This is a genomic window from Bordetella ansorpii, assembly GCF_900078705.1.
GTDB classification, from domain to species: Bacteria; Pseudomonadota; Gammaproteobacteria; order Burkholderiales; family Burkholderiaceae_B; genus Bordetella; species Bordetella ansorpii_A.
This window is the reverse complement of the sequence record NZ_FKIF01000006.1, coordinates 684,467-704,201: the sequence shown is the minus strand read 5'-3', so window position 1 is coordinate 704,201 and position 19,735 is coordinate 684,467. Positions and strand designations below refer to the sequence as shown.

Annotated in this window: 16 protein-coding genes; 12 read left to right on the top strand and 4 right to left on the bottom strand. The window is 69.4% G+C overall.

The window, feature by feature from the left end:
• Positions 1-29: 29 nt before the first annotated feature.
• Positions 30-653 (bottom strand): helix-turn-helix domain-containing protein, encoded by a 624-nt coding sequence (locus tag A6745_RS13500; protein ID WP_066128865.1) that lies wholly within the window; start codon positions 651-653, stop codon positions 30-32.
• A gap of 235 nt (positions 654-888) precedes the next feature.
• Between A6745_RS13500 and A6745_RS13495 the strand changes: the two genes are divergently transcribed.
• From A6745_RS13495 to A6745_RS13460, 8 genes are all read left to right on the top strand, one after another.
• The gene (locus A6745_RS13495; protein ID WP_066127868.1) at positions 889-1,260 is read left to right on the top strand and encodes a response regulator; all 372 of its coding nucleotides are present in this window, start codon (positions 889-891) and stop codon (positions 1,258-1,260) included.
• Positions 1,253-2,065, top strand: a complete 813-nt coding sequence (locus A6745_RS13490; RefSeq protein WP_066127867.1) for an HD-GYP domain-containing protein — start codon at positions 1,253-1,255, stop codon at positions 2,063-2,065. Before A6745_RS13495 ends, A6745_RS13490 begins: the two co-directional genes overlap by 8 nt.
• Position 2,066: 1 nt before the next feature.
• Entirely contained in the window at positions 2,067-4,097 is a 2,031-nt protein-coding gene (locus A6745_RS13485) for a sensor histidine kinase (protein ID WP_066127865.1), read from the top strand.
• A gap of 80 nt (positions 4,098-4,177) precedes the next feature.
• A complete protein-coding gene (locus A6745_RS13480) occupies positions 4,178-4,501 on the top strand; it encodes a flagellar transcriptional regulator FlhD (protein ID WP_197488154.1) in 324 nt (107 codons plus the stop codon).
• A complete protein-coding gene (locus A6745_RS13475) occupies positions 4,498-5,961 on the top strand; it encodes a GGDEF domain-containing protein (protein ID WP_156513371.1) in 1,464 nt (487 codons plus the stop codon). The genes A6745_RS13480 and A6745_RS13475 overlap by 4 nt, the downstream gene beginning before the upstream one ends.
• A gap of 82 nt (positions 5,962-6,043) precedes the next feature.
• Complete coding sequence (locus A6745_RS13470) at positions 6,044-6,607, top strand: META domain-containing protein (RefSeq protein WP_066127860.1); 564 nt, start codon at positions 6,044-6,046, stop codon at positions 6,605-6,607.
• A 157-nt stretch (positions 6,608-6,764) separates the two neighbouring features.
• Complete coding sequence (locus A6745_RS13465; RefSeq protein ID WP_066127859.1) at positions 6,765-7,547, top strand: META and DUF4377 domain-containing protein; 783 nt, start codon at positions 6,765-6,767, stop codon at positions 7,545-7,547.
• Positions 7,548-7,576: 29 nt separating this feature from the next.
• A complete protein-coding gene (locus A6745_RS13460; RefSeq protein WP_066127858.1) occupies positions 7,577-8,341 on the top strand; it encodes a sulfurtransferase in 765 nt (254 codons plus the stop codon).
• 158 nt (positions 8,342-8,499) lie between these two features.
• On the opposite strand, the gene metG is transcribed toward A6745_RS13460, so the two are convergent.
• Positions 8,500-10,623, bottom strand: coding sequence for a methionine--tRNA ligase (metG, locus tag A6745_RS13455; RefSeq protein ID WP_066127856.1), 2,124 nt, complete (start codon positions 10,621-10,623; stop codon positions 8,500-8,502).
• Between the two features lie 192 nt (positions 10,624-10,815).
• The gene (locus A6745_RS13450) at positions 10,816-11,091 is read right to left on the bottom strand and encodes a hypothetical protein (RefSeq protein ID WP_066127854.1); all 276 of its coding nucleotides are present in this window, start codon (positions 11,089-11,091) and stop codon (positions 10,816-10,818) included.
• 102 nt (positions 11,092-11,193) lie between these two features.
• Here A6745_RS13450 and apbC point away from each other — a divergent pair, with 102 nt between their 5' ends.
• The 4 genes from apbC (at position 11,194) to dcd (ending at position 18,675) form a co-directional block, all read left to right on the top strand.
• On the top strand, positions 11,194-12,282 hold the full coding sequence (gene apbC, locus A6745_RS13445; RefSeq protein ID WP_066127852.1) for an iron-sulfur cluster carrier protein ApbC: 1,089 nt from the start codon (positions 11,194-11,196) through the stop codon (positions 12,280-12,282).
• Between the two features lie 3 nt (positions 12,283-12,285).
• On the top strand, positions 12,286-14,175 hold the full coding sequence (locus A6745_RS13440) for an autotransporter assembly complex protein TamA (RefSeq protein WP_066127850.1): 1,890 nt from the start codon (positions 12,286-12,288) through the stop codon (positions 14,173-14,175).
• Positions 14,176-14,234: 59 nt separating this feature from the next.
• Positions 14,235-18,050 carry a translocation/assembly module TamB domain-containing protein gene (locus A6745_RS13435; protein WP_066128860.1) on the top strand — a complete coding sequence of 1,272 codons (3,816 nt, stop codon included), beginning with the start codon at positions 14,235-14,237 and terminating at the stop codon, positions 18,048-18,050.
• A 61-nt stretch (positions 18,051-18,111) separates the two neighbouring features.
• Complete coding sequence (gene dcd, locus A6745_RS13430; RefSeq protein WP_066127847.1) at positions 18,112-18,675, top strand: dCTP deaminase; 564 nt, start codon at positions 18,112-18,114, stop codon at positions 18,673-18,675.
• A 10-nt stretch (positions 18,676-18,685) separates the two neighbouring features.
• On the opposite strand, the gene A6745_RS13425 is transcribed toward dcd, so the two are convergent.
• Entirely contained in the window at positions 18,686-19,621 is a 936-nt protein-coding gene (locus A6745_RS13425) for a LysR family transcriptional regulator (protein ID WP_066127844.1), read from the bottom strand.
• Positions 19,622-19,735 lie beyond the last annotated feature (114 nt).

Genomic DNA, 19,735 nt, shown 5'->3' with positions numbered 1-19,735 from the left:
TGGAAGTGCTGCGGCTTGAAGAACTGCGGTTACCGAGGTGGGAAGGAAGCCGTGCCGTGCCCTCGCAGCCGGTCGTGGGCGCGTGTCATCAGCGCCTCCAGCTTGCTCATGGGCACTGGCTTGGCCAGTACGGTGACGTCCGGCGGCAATCCGCCGCGGTCGTCGATGTCGGCCTGTGTCAGCGCGGAGATCACATAGAGTTCCGCGGTCTGCGATTCCGGCGCTTCGCGCAGCGCCCGGATCATGCGGAAGCCGTCCAGGCCGGGCAGGTTCAGGTCGGCGATGATGACGTGCGGGCGGAATTCGCCGATGCGCACCAGGCCGGTGAATCCGTCGCCGGCCATCTTCATTTCCAGCGGGAAGGGCAGGCTGGTCAGCGCCAGTTCGTACATGGTCTGCAGGTGCACGTCGTCTTCCACTACGACGACCCGCATCGGGCCGCCTTCCGTGTTGGGCAACGCCTGGCCGCCAGCCTCCGCGCGCTTGCGCAGCATTTCCTCGACCGAGGCCCTTATCACCCGGCGGTGCCCGCCTTCCGTCTTCCACGCCTGCAGCACGCCCGCCTCGACCCATAACTGGATGGTGCGAACCGACACGCCGATCATTTCGGCGGCGACCTTGGTAGTGATGTAGGGAGAGTCAGGAGAGCTCATGGCGAACAGGGGCGAGATTTCGAAGTGCGGCAAGTTTGGCAAAAAAACTCACGGCCCGTGGTTGTGTTTCTATGGTTTGCATATTATCATATTTTCGTGATTTGCTGAATTTTTCAGAAATTTAATTTTCGCGGCGGTCATGCGGCAAAGTCCGCCACTCTGTTTCATCCGTTGTCCTGCAAGGCCGCCGGCGGCACGGGCGTCCCCGTGGGCTCTCCCTACGAGTACAAAAAAAATGAATATTCTGGTAGTCGAAGACCATCCCGTGATCTGTGAGGTCCTTCGCCTGGCGCTCGAGCCCCAGGGCCACCGCGTCACCTTGGCCGGCGATGCCGCCACCGCGCTGGCGCGAATGGACGAGGCGCCGCCCCACCTCGTCATCCTCGACATCACGCTGCCTGGCGGCCTGGACGGGTACGATATCTGCCGCCACATCCGCAGCCACGAGCGTCTCAAGCGCGCCGTCGTGTACATGCTGAGCGCGCGCGCCGTCCTGGAAGACCAGGTCGAGGCGCGCCGGGCGGGTGCCAACCGCTATTTCGTCAAGCCGTTCAGCGCGCTGGCGCTGTTGGCCGCCGTGGACCAGGAGGCGCGCCACCATGGGTGAAACGATCCGGTTGCTTCCCGACGGCGCCGACCCGGCCCTGGATACGCTGCTGGCCCGGCAATTGCAGTGCATCGCCGCCGACCTCGGTTCGTCGCATGCGCGCAGCATCGCCGCGGAAGGCGAGCGCGACGCCGCCTACGATGCCTTGATCCGCAAGCTGGGCCTGATCGCGTCGATGCGCCACAACGAGACGGGCGCCCATCTGGACCGCGTGGGCGAGATGGCCGCGCTGCTGGCCCGGCTGGCCGGCCGGTCGGAGGGCTATGGCGCGACCATCCGCCGCGCCGCGCCGCTGCACGACATCGGCAAGATACTCATTCCCGACCGCATACTCATGAAGCCTGGGGCGTTGACGGCCTCGGAGCGTGAAGTGATGTGCCTGCACGTCGAGGCGGGCGTGCTGCTGCTCGAAGGCGTGGTCTGCCCGGATCTGGTCATGGCCCGCGACATCGTGCATTGCCACCACGAACGCTGGGACGGCGCGGGCTATCCCCGGCGCCTCGCGGGCGAGGACATCCCGCTGAGCGCCCGCATCACCGCTATCGTCGATGTCTTCGATGCCCTCAGCAACGATCGCGTCTACCGGCCGGCGATGCCGCCGGCCGAGGTGCAGGCGCATCTGCGCGATGGCGCCGGCACGCACTTCGATCCCCGCCTCGCCGGCCTGGTCCTTGCGCACCTCGATGCGTTCTGGGCGGTGCGCGACCGCATCAACGCGGCCGGCGACGAGGCGCCCGCCAATTGCGCCCAGCCGGAGCTCGCCACGCTGATGCGCCGCCTGGCCACCACGCCTACAGGAGACTGACTTGGAATCGATTCGCCGTGCTGCCCGCAGCCGCTGGAGGCACTACCTGCCCGGCGTCCTGCTCATCGCCGCCATGTGGAGCGTCCTGGCCGCCTGGATCGCCTGGGATCGGACCACGGAAATCCGTCGTGCGGAAGCGGCCTCCGCCACACTGGCCGAGACGCTCGCCGCCCATACCCGGCAGGTCCTCACCGAGGCCGAGCAGATCGCCGCGCTGGTCGCGCGCGAGGTCCGCCTCAATGGCCTGGACACCGACCTGAAGGGCCTGCGGGCAGCCGGACTGATCCCGTCGGGGGCGTTCCTGCAAGTCGCGCTGACCGATGCCAGCGGCATTCTGCGGGCCTCGACCCTCGACGGCTACCGTCCCATGGATCTCTCGGACCGCGAGCATGTGGACGTGCATCTCAAGGGCACCTGGCCGTCCGGGGCCCTGTTCATCAGCAAACCCGTCACGGGCCGCCTGAGCGGCCGGCATTCGGTGCAGTTGTCGCGCGCCATCACGGCCGAGGACGGCAGGCTGCTGGCCGTGATCGTCATTTCCGTGGATCCGGCCTATTTCACCAGCCTCTACAAGACCCTGGACATCGGCGAGCAGGGCATGGTCACCATCCTGGGCACGCAGGACTACGTGGTGCGCGCGCGCCGGACCCAGGCCGCCGAATCGGTGGGCGACAAACTCGCCGCCAGCAGCCCGTTGCGCGCGGCCGTCGAGGCCGCGCCGGACGGCACTTTCCGGGCCAAGAGTCCGATCGACGGCATAGACCGCATTTCCAGCTATCAGATCCTGGCGCCCTACCCCCTGGTGGTGGTGGTGGGGTATGCCACGGACGACTTCCTGTCGTCGTTTCGCAGCCGGCGCGACCTGCTGCTGCTGGCCGGGCTGTTCATGACTGCGCTCATCGCCGTGGCCGAGATCCGGCAGGTCGCGCTCTGGCGCCGCCTGGCGGGCTCGGCCTTGCGCGAGCATGCCGCGTTGGCGCAGGAATCGGAGAAATCCGCCTATCTCCATGCGCTGTTCAAGGCCATCCCCGATGCGGCCGTCGCGATGGCCGGCGGCATGCTGGTCGATGTCAATCCCCGGTTGGCCAAACTGCTCGGAGGCGAGGACGAGTCGTTGCACGGCCAGACACCGCAATGGCTGGCGCAGCGTTTCTTCGAGGCGGACCTGTCCGAGGACAAGGACGAGAAAGTGCGCATGCTGACCGAATCGATGACGCACGTGGCGCCCGGGCGCAGTTGGCGGCAGGTCTTCACGCTGCGCACGCCCGCCGTGTCGGTGTTCGAATGCCGCATCGAGGCCCTGGAGGCGCCCCACTCAGGGGCGGTGATGCTGGTGCGCGACATGACCGCCCAGACCCAGGTCGACCGGATGAAAAGCGAGTTCATCTCCACCGCCGCGCACGAACTGCGCACGCCCACCGCGGGCATCCTGGGCCTGGCCGAGCTGCTGGCCGCCGACCGGGTGCCGGATGCGCGCAAGCCCTCGCTTTACCAGATGATCCGCAACCAGGCCCAGAGCCTGTCGGACCTCGTGTCCGATCTGCTGGACCTGGCGCGCATCGAGGCGCGCGCGGACAAGGATTTCCACCTGGAGTCGTTCGATGCGGCCAGCGTGATCCACAGCGCCGTGGAGAAATTCCCCGGCATCGAGTCGCGCCTGACGGTGCGCCTGCCCGACGCGCCCGTGCGCATACGCGGGGATTTTGCCCAGTTGGAGACCGTGATAAGGAATCTCGTGGAGAACTGCGTGAAGTACTCGCCGGCCGAATCGCCGATCGCGCTCGAACTGCTGGCCTCGGATGGCGCGGTGCTGATCACGGTCGAAGACCGGGGCATAGGGATCGGCGCCGAAGAGCAAAAGCGGGTATTCGACAAGTTCTACCGCGTGGAGAAGAACGGCGCCATCCCCGGCTCGGGCCTGGGCCTGGCGCTGGTCAAGGAGATCGTTCAACTGCATGGCGGCAAGGTCTGGCTGGAGTCGAAGCTGGGCATGGGCACCAAGTTCAGCGTCACGCTGCCGGCGCAGGCATGACGCGGCGCAGGTTCGACGTCGGCAGGGTGGCGGCCGCCGGCATGCCGCCGGAGCTGCCCCTGGAATGCAAGGAGACAGGCATGAATTCGCGAGTTGCCCAGCCCGACCAGGCGCTGCTGGAACATATCCATGAAGTCAATCTCGCCTACCTGAGACTCGTGCGGCGAATCGTGCGCGAGGAGCCCGAGTTGGCGGCGGCGTTGCCGGTCAGCGAACGCGCGGCCCGCTGGATCGCCACGCAGTCCGAGGCGCGGCTGCAGCGGCTGGCGCGTTCGAGCTTCGTGGTCTGCAGCCTGGTGGCGCAGGCCGAAAAACTGCTTCTCGCCTTGGCCGAGGCGCCTGTCCCGTACGCCGCGCATGGGCCATGGCTGGTCCGGCGCGAGCATGAGGCGGCGGTCTCGTGAGCGCGCGTCTTCTGTTGCGCCTGATAAATATCGTCGGCGTGACCTTGATCCTCTCGGCGATCGGCGCGGCGGTGGCTTTCCTGTGGTACGACCGGCAGGCCGTATGGACGCATGCGGCGGACTCCCTCGCCGACGAGGCGGCGGGCCTGGCGATGGACATCTCGCGCATGGTTCACGTCTACGACCTCACTCTTCGGGGAGTCATGGAGGAACTGGCGGACCCGCGCCTGGGGCGGCTGGGCCCGGACGTCGGCCACAAGCTGCTGTTCGACCGCTCCACGATGGCCGATTACCTGGGCTCGATCCTGGTGCTCGATGCGAAGGGCGTCATCGTCCACGACTCGCGCACCACCGCGCCGGGCAGACGCAACTTCGCCGACCGCGACTACTTCCAGGTGCACCGGCAGCGCGGGGACGCCGGGCTGTATGTCAGCAGTCCCTATCTCAGCCGCCTGCGTTCGGGGGACCCCAGTATTGCCGTCAGCCTGCGCCTCTCGGGGCCCGACGGGGCCTTCGCCGGCGTGGTGATGGGAGCGCTGCGGCTGGCCTACTTCGAGGACCGGTTCGGGCAGGTGCCGCTGAAGCCGGACGACGTCATCGTGCTGGCGCGCGCCGACGGCGTCGTGTTGACGGCGCGCACGGGGGGTGGACCGCTGCCCCGGCCTGTCGACCCGTCCGGCCAGGCCGCACGCCATGTGCCCCCCTCGGGCCATTTCCTGTCTGCCGGCTACGAAGACGGCATCAGGCGGTACCACGCGTATGCCCACGTCGGCACGGCGCCGCTGGTGGTCACCATTGCGCGGCCCAGCGACGACATACTGCGGCCCTGGACAACGCATGCATGGTTCATCGGATGCTCCACGCTGGCGTTCTGCGCAGTGGCATTGCCTCTCATGGCGTTTTTCCGCCAGCAGGTCAAGCGTGGCAGCTTCCAGCGCGCGCAACTGGCGGTCCTGGCCAGCACGGATGGCCTGACCGGCCTGCTGAACCGGCGTGCGTTCGACCTTGCGCTGAACCATGCCTTGAGCGAGGCGATGGCGCACGACCAGCCGCTGGCGCTCCTGTTCATCGATGCGGATCACTTCAAGCGGTTCAACGATCTGTACGGCCATCCGGCAGGGGATGCGCTCCTGCGCCGGCTCGCGGGGATCATCGCGCAGGCGGCGAGGCGTCCCGGCGACCTGGCGGCGCGCTACGGCGGCGAGGAGTTCGTGCTGCTGCTGGCCGACACCGGGCGGCAGGCCGCGCTGCAAAGGGGAGAAGCGCTCAGGCTGGCGGTCGAGCAACTGGCGATTCCCAACGGTGACGGCATCGCGACGGTGAGCGTGGGCGTCGCCTCGATGCTGGTGCGCCCCGCGCAAAGCTGCGCTTGGCTGGTGGCGCAGGCGGACGAGGCGATGTACCAGGCCAAGTCGAAGGGCCGCAACAGAGTGGAGGCGGCGCCGGCGTCCGCTGCCTGACCGATGCGATGCTGCCATCATGGCGGCTGGCCGTCTTCGGCGGCGTTACAGTAAAGGCTGCTTTGCAACAGGAGCCTTGCCGATGACCATCGCCACTTACACCCGCGCCGCCGTGCCCGCGCTGCTGGCGGCCGGGGCCGCCGTCCTGCTGGCCGCCTGCGCGGGCAAACCGGCTGCCGCGCCCGCCGAGCCGCGGGTACAGGCCCGTGCCCAGGGACCTGGCGCCGCCAACGCCGCCACCAGCGCCGATTCGCTGGCGCAGACGTCCTGGGAACTGGTGCGCTGGGCGGGGCCCGACGGCCAGGTCCGCGCTGTTCCTGCGCGCGCCGCCGCGGGCGAACCCGTGCACCTCACCTTCCTGGCGCAGGGGCGCCAGTACCGCGTGGTGGGCTTCTCCGGCTGCAACCGCTACAACGGCGCGTACCTGCTGCAGGGCGGCACGCTCACCATCCAGACGCCGGGGTCCACGCGCATGGCCTGCCCCCAGCCCGAACTGGCCGCCTTTGAAACTGCGTATCTGCGGGCACTGTCGCAGGTCAAGACGTTCACGCTGGACAATGGCGGCGCGCCGCGCCGCCTGGCCTTCAACCTGCAGAACGGCGAGGTGCTCGATTTCGTGCGCCGCGCCGATCCGCCCACGCCCTGAGGGGCGGCCTCGCGGCGTTGCGGATGCTGTCTCGGGGCGTTCCGCGCCGGGCGGTCCCGCGCGCTTCCAGGGCATGCCGGGGCCTGGCTTTCGCCGGCCTACAATGCAGGCTGCGCCGGCCGCCGTCTGGCTGGCGCAAGGTTTCTGGAGACCGCCCATGCGTCCAACCCTGATCCGCCTGTTGCCGCTCGTCCTGCCTCTTGCCCTGGCCGCCTGCGCCTCGCCGCCCGCCGGCCGCGCCGGCACGTACGCCTCGGCCAGCCAGTCCGACGTGCTGGTCCAGACCACCTGGGAGCTGGCGCGCTGGACACGTCCTGGCGCGCCCCTGCGTCCCGTGCCGCACGCCGGTTCGAACCAGCAGCCCATCACGATCAGCTTCACCCGCGAACAGGGCCAGCCGCGCCTGTCGGGGTTCTCCGGTTGCAACACCTACGCCGGCCAGTACGTGATGGCCAACGGCCTGCTGGTGGTGCCCCACGCGCCCGTCAGCACGCGCATGGCCTGCGCCGACGCCGAGCGCGCGCGTCTCGAACAGGATTATCTGGCCGCGCTGACCCGCATCACGTCCAGCCGGCTGGACAGCGACGTGCAGCCCAGGCGCCTGACGCTGGTGCTGGACACCGGCGAGGTGCTGGACTTCGGCCGCCGCGCGGATCCCATCACGGGTACGCAGGCGGGGCCGTCCAAGCTGGTCTACGTGGCGCCGCAACGCGTGCCGTGCACCAGCGGCGTGATGAAGACCATGTGCTACCAGGTGCGGGACAATCCCTCGCAGCCGTGGCAACTGTGGCACGGCGAGATCCTGGGCTTCGATTTCCAGCCCGGCGTGCAGTACCGCCTGCGCGTGGTCGAGGTGCGCGATCCCGATCCGGCGGCCGACGCCGCGGGCCTGCGCTGGGTGCTGGACGTCGTGGTGGAACAGCAGGTGCAGGGCGGTTGAGTCGGGCGGCAGGGATGCGGAAAGGGAATATGCAAGAAGAAAAGGGCCGCGTCGCCAATATCGCGGCGTACAAGTTCATCACGCTGGACGCGTTGCCGGCGCTGCGCGAGCAGGTGCTGGCCCGCGCGGGCGGCGCCGGGCTCAAGGGCACCGTGTTGCTGACCCCGGAGGGCATCAACCTGTTCCTGGCGGGATCGGACGAGGGCATCCAGGGTTTCCTGGCCTGGCTGCGCGCGGATGCGCGCTTTGCCGATCTCGACGTGAAGTTCAGCTGGTCCGAGGACGTGCCGTTTGGCAAGATGCTGGTGAAGATCAAGCGCGAAATCATCCGCATGGATCATCCCGCCATCCGCCCCGAGGCGGGCCGCGCGCCCAGCGTGGACGGGCCGACGCTGGCCCGGTGGCTGGCGCAGGGCCGCGACGACGCGGGCCGCGAACTGCTGCTGCTGGACACGCGCAATGCGTTCGAGGTGGATGTGGGCACGTTCGAGGGCGCCGTCGACTGGCGCATCGACCGCTTCACGCAGTTTCCCGCGGCGGTGCAGGCGCACCTGGACGACCTGCGCGACAAGACCGTGGTCAGCTTCTGCACGGGCGGCATCCGCTGCGAGAAGGCCGCCATCTACATGGCCGAGGCCGGCGTGCCGCACGTCCTGCAACTGGAGGGCGGCATCCTGAAGTACTTCGAGGAAACGGGCGGCGTGGGGTTCAAGGGCCACTGCTTCGTGTTCGACGAGCGCGTGGCGCTGGATCCGGCGCTGGCGCCGCAGGCGCAGGAAGCGCAGCAGGCGTAGGCGTGCGCGGTGCTTCGGCGCATCGCCCTGGTTCAGGGGCAAGGCGCGCTGCTCGATGCGCCGCAGGCAAAAATAAACCGCTCGATGAGCGGTTTATTTTTGGGATCATTCGTCAGACGGCAGCCCGGCAAGGCAGGGTTGCCGCCGTTGCCGCACGTTCAGCGCACGCGCATGCCGGGCTGCGCGCCGGGGAAGGGCTCCAGCACGTAGATGCCGGGGTTGGCCTTCTCGTCGGCGTGGCTGCCCGCCAGCACCATGCCTTCGGACACGCCGAACTTCATCTTGCGCGGCGCCAGGTTGGCCACCATCACGGTCAGCTTGCCGACCAGGTCGGCGGGCTGGTAGGCCGACTTGATGCCCGAGAACACGTTGCGGTGGCGGCCTTCGCCCACGTCCAGGGTCAGGCGCAGCAGTTTGGTGGAGCCTTCGACTTCCTCGCAGTTCACGATCCTGGCGATGCGCAGGTCGATCTTGGCGAAGTCGTCGATGGTGATAGTGTCGGCCAGGGGCTCGCCGCCCGGATGCCCGGCGCCCGGATGCCCGGCGCCCGGCATCGTGGCGGGTTCGGCGGCGGCTACGGGCGCGGCCGCCTCGGCGGTCGATTCGAACAGGGCGTCCAGCAGCTTGGGATCGACGCGCTGCATCAGGTGCTGGAACGGCGCCACGCGTTGCGGCAGTTGGCCGGCATCGGCCCAGGTGAAGCTGTCCGATCCGCCGAACAGTTCGCGCGAAACGCGGTCGGACAGGGCCGGCAGCACCGGCGCCAGCATGACCGACAGGGCCTTGAAGCCGGCCAGCGCGCGCGAGCAGATGTCCTGCAGCGCCAGCTTGCGGGCGTCGTCGGCGTTGGCGTAGTCCTTGGCCAGCACCCAGGGCTGGGCGCTGTCGAACGCCTGGTTGATGCGGTCGGCGTGCGCCATGATCTCGCGGATGGCGCGGTTGTATTCGCGGGCCTCGAAGGCGGCGCGGATGGCTTCGGCCTGCGCGGCGAACTCGGCCGACAGCGCGGCGGTGTCGCCGGCATAGGCCAGCGCGCCGTCGAAGTGCTTGGTGATGAAGTTGGCGGCGCGGCTGGCGATGTTGACGTACTTGCCCACCAGGTCGCTGTTGACGCGCGCCACGAAGTCGTCGGGGTTGAAGTCCATGTCCTCGACGCGCGCGTTCAGCTTGGCGGCCATGTAATAGCGCAGCCACTCGGCGTTCATGCCCAGTTCCAGGTAGCGCAGCGGCGAGATGCCGGTGCCGCGGCTCTTGGACATCTTTTCGCCGCTGACGGTGATGAAGCCATGCACGTTGATCGCGTCCGGCGTCTTGCGTCCGGCGAACTTCAGCATGGCGGGCCAGAACAGCGCGTGGAAGTAGATGATGTCCTTGCCGATGAAATGCACCTGTTCGGTGGGACCGGCCGGATCGAGCAGTGCGTCGAAATCCAGGCCCTTGGCCTGGCAGTACGCCTGCAGCGAGGCCAGGTAGCCCACCGGGGCGTCCAGCCATACGTAGAAGTACTTGCCCGGCGCGTCGGGGATCTCGATGCCGAAGTACGGCGCATCGCGCGAGATGTCCCAGTCGCCCAGCTTGGCCTCGCCGTCGTCCGCGCCCAGCCATTCGCGCGTCTTGGCCAGCATCTCGGCCTGCAGGTGCGGCGTGCCGGCGGCGTTGCTGCCCGCCGTCCACTCGCGCAGGAAGTCGACGCAGCGCGGATCGGACAGCTTGAAGAAGAAATGGTCGGAGGACTTCACCACCGGCGTGGCGCCGGTCAGCGCCGAATACGGGTTGATGAGGTCGGTGGGCGCGTAGGCGGCGCCGCAGACTTCACACGAATCGCCGTACTGGTCCTTGGCGTGGCACTTGGGGCATTCGCCCTTGATGTAGCGGTCGGCCAGGAACATGCCCTTGACCGGATCGTAGAACTGCTCGATGGTGCGCGTCTCGATGAACCCCTGGTCGCGCAGCGCGACGTAGATGCCCTGCGACAGCGCGACGTTTTCAGGCGTGTCGGTCGAGTGCCAGTGGTCGAAGCGGACGTGGAAGCCGTCGAGATAGGTGGGCCGTTCGGCGGCGTAGCGCGCCACCAGCTGCTGCGGCGTGATGCCTTCCTTTTCGGCCTTCAGCATGATCGGCGCGCCATGCGCGTCGTCGGCACCCACGAAATGCACCGTGTGGCCCGCCATGCGCATCGCCCGCACCCAGATGTCGGCCTGGATGTATTCCATGATGTGGCCGATGTGGAACGAGCCGTTGGCGTAGGGCAGGGCGGTGGTGACGAAAAGCGTGCGTGACATGGCGGGTCGGCGTGGTCGGAGAGTCCGGGGCCGGCTATTTTAGGTCTTTCCCGGCGCGGGCACCCGCGGGCTGCCGCGCGGGCATCGGCCGGCCAGGAAGAAACGCCACGCGGATGCGTGGCGTGACAGGCCCGCGGGCGGGTGGCTTACGCTGCCGCGGACGACGCGCGGGACGGCCGGCTGGCCGTGCCGTCAGCGGATTTCGCGGGCTTCGACGTCGATGATCTCGCCGCCGGCCGGCTGCGCGAAGGGCGCGGGGCCGCCGGGGAAAGGACCGGGCCGGGCAGCGCGGCGCTGGCTCCAGTAGGCACGGGCGCCGAACGGCTTGCCGCGCACCTTGGCCACGATGTAGAGGATGCCCACCGCGATGGCGGTGGAGATCATGAATACCAGCGCCATTGCCATGCCGATGAGGCCAATGATGGCGAAGAAGACGGCGCGCACGAAGCGGGAGAGGGTGTCGTTCATGTAGATAGGATGTAAAACACAGCGGAAGGTTCCCGCATATCCGCTATCCTTGGGGGTCAACGGCGGGGCGGATTCCTGCGCTGCCCATGGAACCCTAGTCTTATGAGTATAGCGACGATAGAGCAGATACGTGGCGCATTGCGTGCCGCGCGCGATCCCATTACCGGCAGCGACCTCGGCACTTTTGTAAAAGATCGTGACATCCGCCTGGAAGGCGGCGTTGCCGTGAAGATCGAATTGGGCTTTCCCGCCGGGCCCGTCGCGGGTGAACTGCGCCAGATCGCCCAGGCCGCGCTGGCCCAGGCCGGCTTCGCGCAGGCGCAGGTCGAGGTCACCTGGAACGTCGCTACCCATGCCGTGCAGAAGGGCCTGAAGCCGCTGCCGGGCGTGCGCAACATCATCGCCGTCGCCTCGGGCAAGGGCGGCGTGGGCAAGAGCACCACGGCCGTCAACCTGGCGCTGGCCCTGGCCGCCGACGGCGCGCGCGTGGGCGTGCTCGACGCCGACATCTATGGCCCCAGCGTGCCCACCATGCTGGGCATCAAGGGCCGTCCCGAAAGCCCCGACAACAAGTCGATGAATCCGCTGCACGGCCACGGCCTGCAGGCCAATTCCATCGGCTTTCTCATCGACGCCGATTCGCCGGCCATCTGGCGCGGCCCGATGGTCACGCAGGCGCTGGAGCAACTGCTGCGCCAGACCAACTGGGACAACCTCGACTATCTCATCGTCGACATGCCCCCGGGCACCGGCGACATCGCCCTGACGCTGTCGCAGAAGGTGCCGGTGGTGGGGGCGGTCATCGTCACCACGCCGCAGGACATCGCGCTGCTGGATGCCCGCAAGGGCCTGCGCATGTTCCAGAAGGTCGAGGTGCCGGTGCTTGGCGTGGTCGAGAACATGGCGATGCACGTGTGCTCGCAGTGCGGCCATACCGAACACATCTTCGGCGAAGGCGGCGGCCGCCGCATGGCCGATCAGTACGAAGTGCCGTGGCTGGGCAGCCTGCCGCTGACGCTCGGCATCCGCGAGCAGACCGACGCGGGCAACCCCACCGTGGCGGCCGATCCAACCAGCGAGGCGGCGGGCCTGTACCGCGGCATCGCGCGCAAACTGGCCGCCGGCGTGGCCGCGTTGCCGCGCGACATGGCGGGCAAATTCCCCTCCATCGTCGTGCAGCAACCTTCCTGACGCATGCGCGAGGCTGTACGCTCGCTTGCTTTCGGGGTGTTGGCGCTTGCCGCGGGCGCTGCGCGCGCGGCGGTGCCCGAGGTGGTCATCGATCCGGGCGGCGTGCCGCCCGCGGCGCTGCAAAGCATTACGTCCGCGGTCGACGCCATCAAGCGACTGGCCGCCGACCAGGACGGCGGCGAAGCCAGCCGGCTGCGCCGCCGCGCGCGCGACGCCACGCTGGCCGCGCTGGCCACGCAGGGCTACTTCACGCCGAAGGTCACGCTGGCGCCCGGCACCGACGTGGGCGGCGACACCTGGGACATCGTCATCGAGCCCGGCCCGCGCGCGCAGATCGATTCCGTCGACCTGCAGTTCACCGGCCGCGTCACGCGTCCCGAGTACGCCGAGCGCATCGAAGGCTGGCGCAAGGGCTGGACGCTCCAGCAGGGCAAGCCCTTCATCAATGCCGACTGGAACAAGGCCAAGTCCGATCTGCTGCAGTCGGTGCAGGATCGCGACTTCCTGCTGGCGCGCCTGTCGGGCTCGTCCGCCGAGGTCGATGCCGAGACGGCGCGCGTGCGTCTGCGGGTGGCCATCGACAGCGGTCCGCTGGTGCGGATGGGCGCGCTGAAGATCGAGGGCCTGGAGCGCGTGCCGGAAAGGCTGATCGGCCGTTATGTCGATTATTCGCAGGGACAGCCGTACCGCCAGGAACAGCTGGACCAGTGGCAGCAGGAACTGCAATCCACCGCGTTCTTCCGCGGCGCCTTCGTGTCGCTCGATACGGTGGCGCTGGATGCCACGCCCGAGGAGTTGCGCCGTCCCGCCGACACCAAGGCGGCGGCTGCCGCGCCCGCCGGCGATCCCGCCGTGGCGGGCGGGCCCAAGCCGCCCTCGCAGGGCGGCAAGCGTCCCGATTCCGATGGGGAGATCACGCTGCCCGTGCAGGTGCGCGTGGTCGAATCGCCGGCCAAGCGCGCCGCCGCGTCCATCGGTGTCGACGACGAGGCGGGTTTGCGCGTGGAGGGCACCTACCGGCAGAACGTGGTGTTCGGCCAGCCGCTGACCATGGAGACGGGGGCCAGCGTGGACCGCCTGCGCCAGCGTGCCTACGCGGATTTCCTCTTGCCGCCGGATTCGCGCGGCCGCAAGGACTCCGTCGGGGTGTTGGCCGACCGTTCCGACATCGAAGGCCTGCAGGTGACGCGTTTCGCGCTGGGCGCCACGCGCCTGCAGGAGCGCAAGGGCGCGGGCGACAGCCGCGTCGAATACGAGACGCGCTGGGGCGCCCTGCTGGCGCAGGACCATGTGAAGATCGACGGCGGGGATACCTACGACCTGCCCACGGGCACGCTGACGGCCGAATGGCTGCGGCGCGACGTGGACAGCAAGTACGACCCGCGCGAGGGCAACCTGATCGCGGTGGGCGGCGGCGTGGGCGTGGTGCTGAATTCCGGCGAGCCCTATACCCGGCTGCGGTTGCGCGGCCAGAAGTGGTGGCCGATAGGCGCGCGCGACGTGCTGACGTTGCGGGGCGAGGTCGGCAAGATCTGGTCCAACGCGGACGTGCGCGTGCCGGACGACTTCGGGTTCCGCGCGGGCGGCGCGAGGTCCATCCGGGGGTATCGCTATCAGAGCATCGGCGAGCGCCGTGACGGCGCCGTCGTGGGCGCCGCGACCCTGGCCGTGGCCAGCGTCGAGTACGACCATTATTTCGACGAGCGCTTCGGCATCGGCTTCTTCGTCGACGCGGGCGACGCCGCCCAGTCGTTCGGCGGCATGGACGTCGCGTTGGGCTACGGCGTGGGCGCGCGCGTGCGCACGCCGGCCGGACCGCTGTTCCTGGACGTGGCGTACGGCCAGCGCGAGCGTGACCTGCGCCTGCACTTCTCTCTCGGGATCGCGTTTTGAAACGACGGCTGTACGCACTGCTGCGCTTCTGCCTGGTGTGGCTCCTGCCGAGCACGTTGATGTTGCTGGTGGTGGCGCTGGGTTTTTCGCTCTGGCTGCTGGGCACGCCCAGCGGCACGCGCCTGCTGTTGTCCACGGCCGTCGAACAACTGGACGGCACGGCCGAGGGGATCGAAGGCAGCGTGCTGGACGATCTGCGCATCGCGCATCTGCGCGTCGCCTTGCCGGGCACCGACGTCGAATTGACCGCCCTGCGGCTGGACGTGGACTGGCGGGCGTTGTGGCGGCGCAAGCTGCATGTGCGCGAGCTGTCGGCCGATGCGGCGCGGGTGGCGCTGGTCACGCAGCCGCCGGCCGCCGACCAGCCCCCTGGCGCGCCCTTCACCGAACTGGTGCTGCCCGGCGAGGTCGCGGTCGATCGCCTGGCGGTCGGCGCTTTCTCGCTGACGCAGGACGGCCAGGCGTTGCCGGTGTCGGTGGCCGACCTGAACGCCAGCCTGGATGGCGGCGCGGATGGCGCGCGCGTGCGGATCACCCGCCTGCGCGTGGGCCACGAGCTGGCCGAGGCCGACGTGCGCGGCACCGCGACGCTGGCGAAGTTGGCGGCGCCGTGGCCGTTCGGCGTGCAGCTGGACGTGGATGCGTTTGGCGCGGGACCGGATTCGCCACTGTGCGTGGATGCCGTGTGGGCGCGCGGTGGCATGGCCGGCGCGGCCGAAAGCGAGGCGCCGAAGAAGGCGGCTGCCGCGCCAGGCAAGGGCGGCAAACCGGGCGCGTCGGCATCGAAGGCCACGGCGAAGGACGGCGAGGCCGATGCCGCCCATCCCGGCGCAGGGCAGCCTGCCGCGTCCGGCGGGGAGTCCTCCGGGGCTGGCGCCGCCGCATCGGGGGCCGCGCGACCGGCGCCGCCCCGGCCGGCCTATACCGCCTGCCCCGTGCAGTTGCGGGCCGAAGCCAATGGTTCGCTGGACGAGATCCGCGCCGTGCTGCAGGCCAAGGGCGGCCGTTTGACGCTGCTGGCCCAGGCGCTGTTGGCGCCGTCGGATGCCATGCCGGTGCGCAATGCCACCATCGACGTGCAGCGCGACGGCAAGCCCGCGCTGGCGGCCACGCTGGATCGTCAGGCGGTCGAGAGCCAGCCCGGCGTGGAGCGCCTGCTGGCCAGCCTGCGGGCCGAGCACTTCGATCTTGGCGGGCTGCTGGGACCCGGCATGCCGGGGGCGCTGCTGACCGCGCGCGCGTCGGTCGTTGCCGAGGTCGCCGACATGAAGATCCTGCGCCGCGCCGACGTGGAATTGAACATCGATGAGGGCAGCCGCTGGAACGGCCAGCCCCTGTCGGGCAAGGCCAGCGGGCATCTGGCGATCGACGCCCAGGCGCGGCAGGTCCTGGCGGCGCAGGTCGCGCAGGCCACCTCTGCGGGAACCGCGCCGGCTGGCGCAGCCGCCACCGCCGGCGGCCAACCCGCCGAAGGTTCGCCGGGCACGCCCGCCGCCGCCGAAAAGCCCGCCGCGCAATCCCCCGGCCTTCCCGCCGGCTGGCGCATCGACGGCGTGGACGTCGACCTGCGACTGGGGCCCAACCGCGTGCGGGCCAAGGGCAGCATGGGCGCCGAGAACGGCAACCTGACGCTGGATGCCGCCGCGCCGCGCCTGGACGCCTTCTGGCCGGACGTGCCGGGCGGCGCGAGGTTGCAGGCCAAGGTGGACGGCACCGTCGCGCGCCATCGCGCCACGCTGGAAGCCGCGTATACGCCGGCCAACAGCCGCGCCGGGCAACTGGGCCGTGCGCCCGCGCAGGCCAGGCTGGCGCTGGATGGCGGCTGGGGCACGGGGCAAGCGGCTGCGGGCCAAAGCGCTTCCACCGCCTCTCTTGTCGGCTACCGCGGCACGCTGGCGCGCCTGGATGCCTCCAGCGCGGGCTTTGCCCTGGCCATCGAAAAGCCCATGACGCTGGCCTATCTGCCCGGCGCCGCCGCGCCGGCCTGGCAGACCCAGGTGGGCGCCACGGTGCTGGCCGTCACCTTTCCGGACAGGCAGCGCATCGTGCTGGCCCATGGCGGCTCGCGCGCGGGCGCCGGCCGTTGGGAAACGGCGGGCCAGGCCGACAATCTGGTCATCAATGCCGACATGGTCACGCAACTGCGCCGCGCGCTCGATCCGGCCTCGCTCGAAGCCGACGCCCAGCGCGAAGCCAATCGGGTGAACGCCGCCGTGCGAGGCCCGCGCCGCATCGCGCTGGACGCCACCTGGGACCTGCGCTTCGCGGGGGCGCTGGGCGGCAAGGTGCATGTCTCGCGGCGCGACGGCGATCTGCGCATTCCCGGCGATCCGCCGATTCCGCTGGGCCTGCGACAACTGGCGCTGGACCTGACCGCCACGCCCACCAGCGGCGGCGCCAGCCGCCTGGCGGCCACGCTGGACGTGCGCACCGAGAAAATGGGCACGATCCGGGGCCAGGCCAATGCCATGCTGGCCGGTCTGGGCCTGGACGAACGCCAGCCGATCCGCGCCAGCCTGGACGCCGACATCGACGATCTGGCCTGGGTGGGCCTGTTCACGGGCGACGCGCTGGAGGTCGGCGGCGAAATCGACGCCAGCCTGCAGGCCCAGGGCACGCTGGCCGGCGGCTGGACCGCCACCGGCACGGTGCGCGGCCAGAAGCTGCGCGTGGTGCGAGTGGACGACGGCGTGCGCCTGATCGACGGCACGCTGGACGCGCGCCTCGATGGCGACCGCTTCATCCTGAACTCGCTGCGCTTTCCCGCCGTGCTGCGCGTGATGCCGGCCGAGTGGCGTACGCGCGAATGGGTGTCCACCAACGAAGACGCCAAGAACGGCTACATCGACGCCAGCGGCCAGTGGCTGCTGAGCGAGTCGCGGGGCAAGATCGACGTCAAGGTGCATCGCTTCCCGGTGCTGCAGCGCTCCGACCGCTACGGCATGGTGTCCGGCACGGTGACGCTGGACGCCGCGCTGCCGCGCCTGACGCTGACCGGCGACCTGACGGCCGACGCCGGCTGGGTCAGCCTGGAGATCCTGCAGGGTGTGCCCACGCTGGACGACGACGTGCGCGTCGTGCGGGCGGGGGAAGAAAAGCAGGCGGCCAGCAGCCCGATGCAGATCGGCATGGACGTGAAGTTCGACATGGGGCCGCGCTTCTACATCACCGGCATGGGCCTGGACGCGGGCCTGCTGGGCAGCATCCGCATCCAGATGAACGATGGCCGCCTGACGGGCATCGGCGCGCTGCGCACGCGTGGCGGCGGGATCGAGGCCTACGGGCAGAAGCTGCGCCTGAGCCGCGGCGTGCTGACCTTCCAGGGGCGCCTGGAGAACCCGTTGCTGGACATCGAGGCCCTGCGCACCGGCGAACAGGTCGAGGCGGGCGTGAAGGTGTCGGGCACGGCCCAGCGGCCGCGCATCGACCTGGTGTCCTATCCCGATGTCAGCGACGTCGAGAAACTGTCGTGGCTGGTGCTGGGCCGCGGCCCCGACGAGGGCGGCAACGACACGGCGCTGCTGCTGTCGGTCGGCACCGCGCTGCTGGGCGGCGGCGAGCCGTTCTACAAGCAGTTCGGGCTGGACGACGTCAGCGTGCGCACCGGTTCGCTGGGCAGCTCGGGCAGCCTGCTGCCCGACCGCACGGTGGCGGGCGACGTCAACCGGGACAGCGACAGCGAGCTGGCCACCCAGTTCATCGTGGGCAGCAAGCGCTTCTCCAATGGCATCACGCTCAGTGTCGAGCAGGCGCTGGCGGGCAGCGAGACCGTCGGCCGGGTCAGTTACCGGCTGGCGCGCGGGCTGTCGCTGGACCTCAAGGGCGGCGGCGTGAACGGGCTGGCGCTGGTGTACCGGGTATTGTGGGACGATTGAGTCCAGGGGGCGATTTCCGGCGAACGGATAAAATACGCCCCATTCATTCGGGATTTTCACCATGAGCATCAAAAGCGACCGCTGGATCCGCCGCGCCTCCGAGGCCGGCATGATCGAACCCTTCGAGGCCGGCCAGGTCCGCATGGCCAACGGCGAGCGCATCGTCAGCTACGGCACCAGCAGCTACGGCTACGACGTGCGTTGCGCCGACGAATTCAAGATCTTCACCAACATCAACTCCACCATCGTCGACCCCAAGGCGTTCGACGAGAAGTCGTTCGTCGACTTCAAGGGCGACGTCTGCATCATCCCGCCGAACTCGTTCGCGCTGGCCCGCACGGTGGAATATTTCCGCATTCCGCGCAGCGTGCTGACGATCTGCCTGGGCAAGAGCACCTACGCGCGCTGCGGCATCATCGTCAACGTGACGCCGCTCGAACCCGAGTGGGAAGGGCACGTCACGCTGGAGTTCTCCAACACCACGCCGCTGCCCGCCAAGATCTACGCCGGCGAGGGCTGCGCCCAGATGCTGTTCCTGGAAAGCGACGAGATCTGCGAGACCTCGTACCGCGATCGTGGCGGCAAGTACCAGGGCCAGCGCGGCGTCACGCTGCCGCGTACCTAGGCCGGCCGTGTCAGGCGGCGGGCGTCTTGCCTGCCGCCGCCACCGCTTCCCACAGCTTCTCGGCCACGGGCGCCAGTTCGCTGGGTTGCCGGTACAGGCAGATGTCCACCGGGATGTCCCATTGCGGACCGCCGGCCCGGCACAGGCGCCCTTGCGCCAGATCCTCTTTCACCAGTTCGCCGGGCAGCCATGCGATGCCGCGGCCTTGCAGCGCCATCGAGCGCAGCAGGGCGGCATGATGCGCGACGAAGGTCTCGCGGAACCGGTCGGCCGTCTTGCCGGCCTGCTTCAACTGATGGTCGACGATGCGCCCCAGCCCCGACGCCGGCCCATACGACAGCAGCGGCACGGGGGCGTCGTGGTCCACCAGATGGCGCGCCGAGCCATCCCCGGCGGGCGCGCCCACCGGCATCAGCACGTCGCCATCGAGCCGCACCACGGGATAGCCCTGTTCGTCCATGCGGTTGGGCACGCCCGCGTGGCGGTGGCACAGCAGGAACTGCGCGCGGCGCTGGGCCATCAGGTCGGCGCACGACTGGAAGCTGTCGGACATGGTCTGGATGGGACCGATGGCGAACAGGGCCTCCAGGCTGACCAGCCAGCGCGGAAAGAACGTCAATGACAGGAAATGGGTGGCGGCGAAGCGCAGGCTGGCTTCCGACTGCGCCTGGGCGGCGCGGGCCTTGATGCGGGCGGCCTCCAGGTCGGCCAGCACCTGCAGCAGCAGGGGGCGGAACTTGCGGCCGGCGGCGGTCAGTTCGGTGGGGTGGGCGCTGCGGTCGAACAAGTCGACGCCGACCCATTCTTCCAGTGCCCGGATGTGCCGGCTGAAGGCTGGCTGGGCGATGGCCCGCGCCTCGGCGGCGCGCGAGAAACTGCCGGTCTGCGCCAGTGCGCAGAAATCCTCCAGCCATTCCATGTCCAACGGACGGTTTCCGGGTCCCATGCTGTGCTCCGCTATGGAAATAGTTCTATGCGATTGCGGTATTGGACGGTCTTGCACGCCCTGCCCGATCATAGCTTCCAGATTGCTGAGGTCCGTTCACGCAGATTCCCTGCC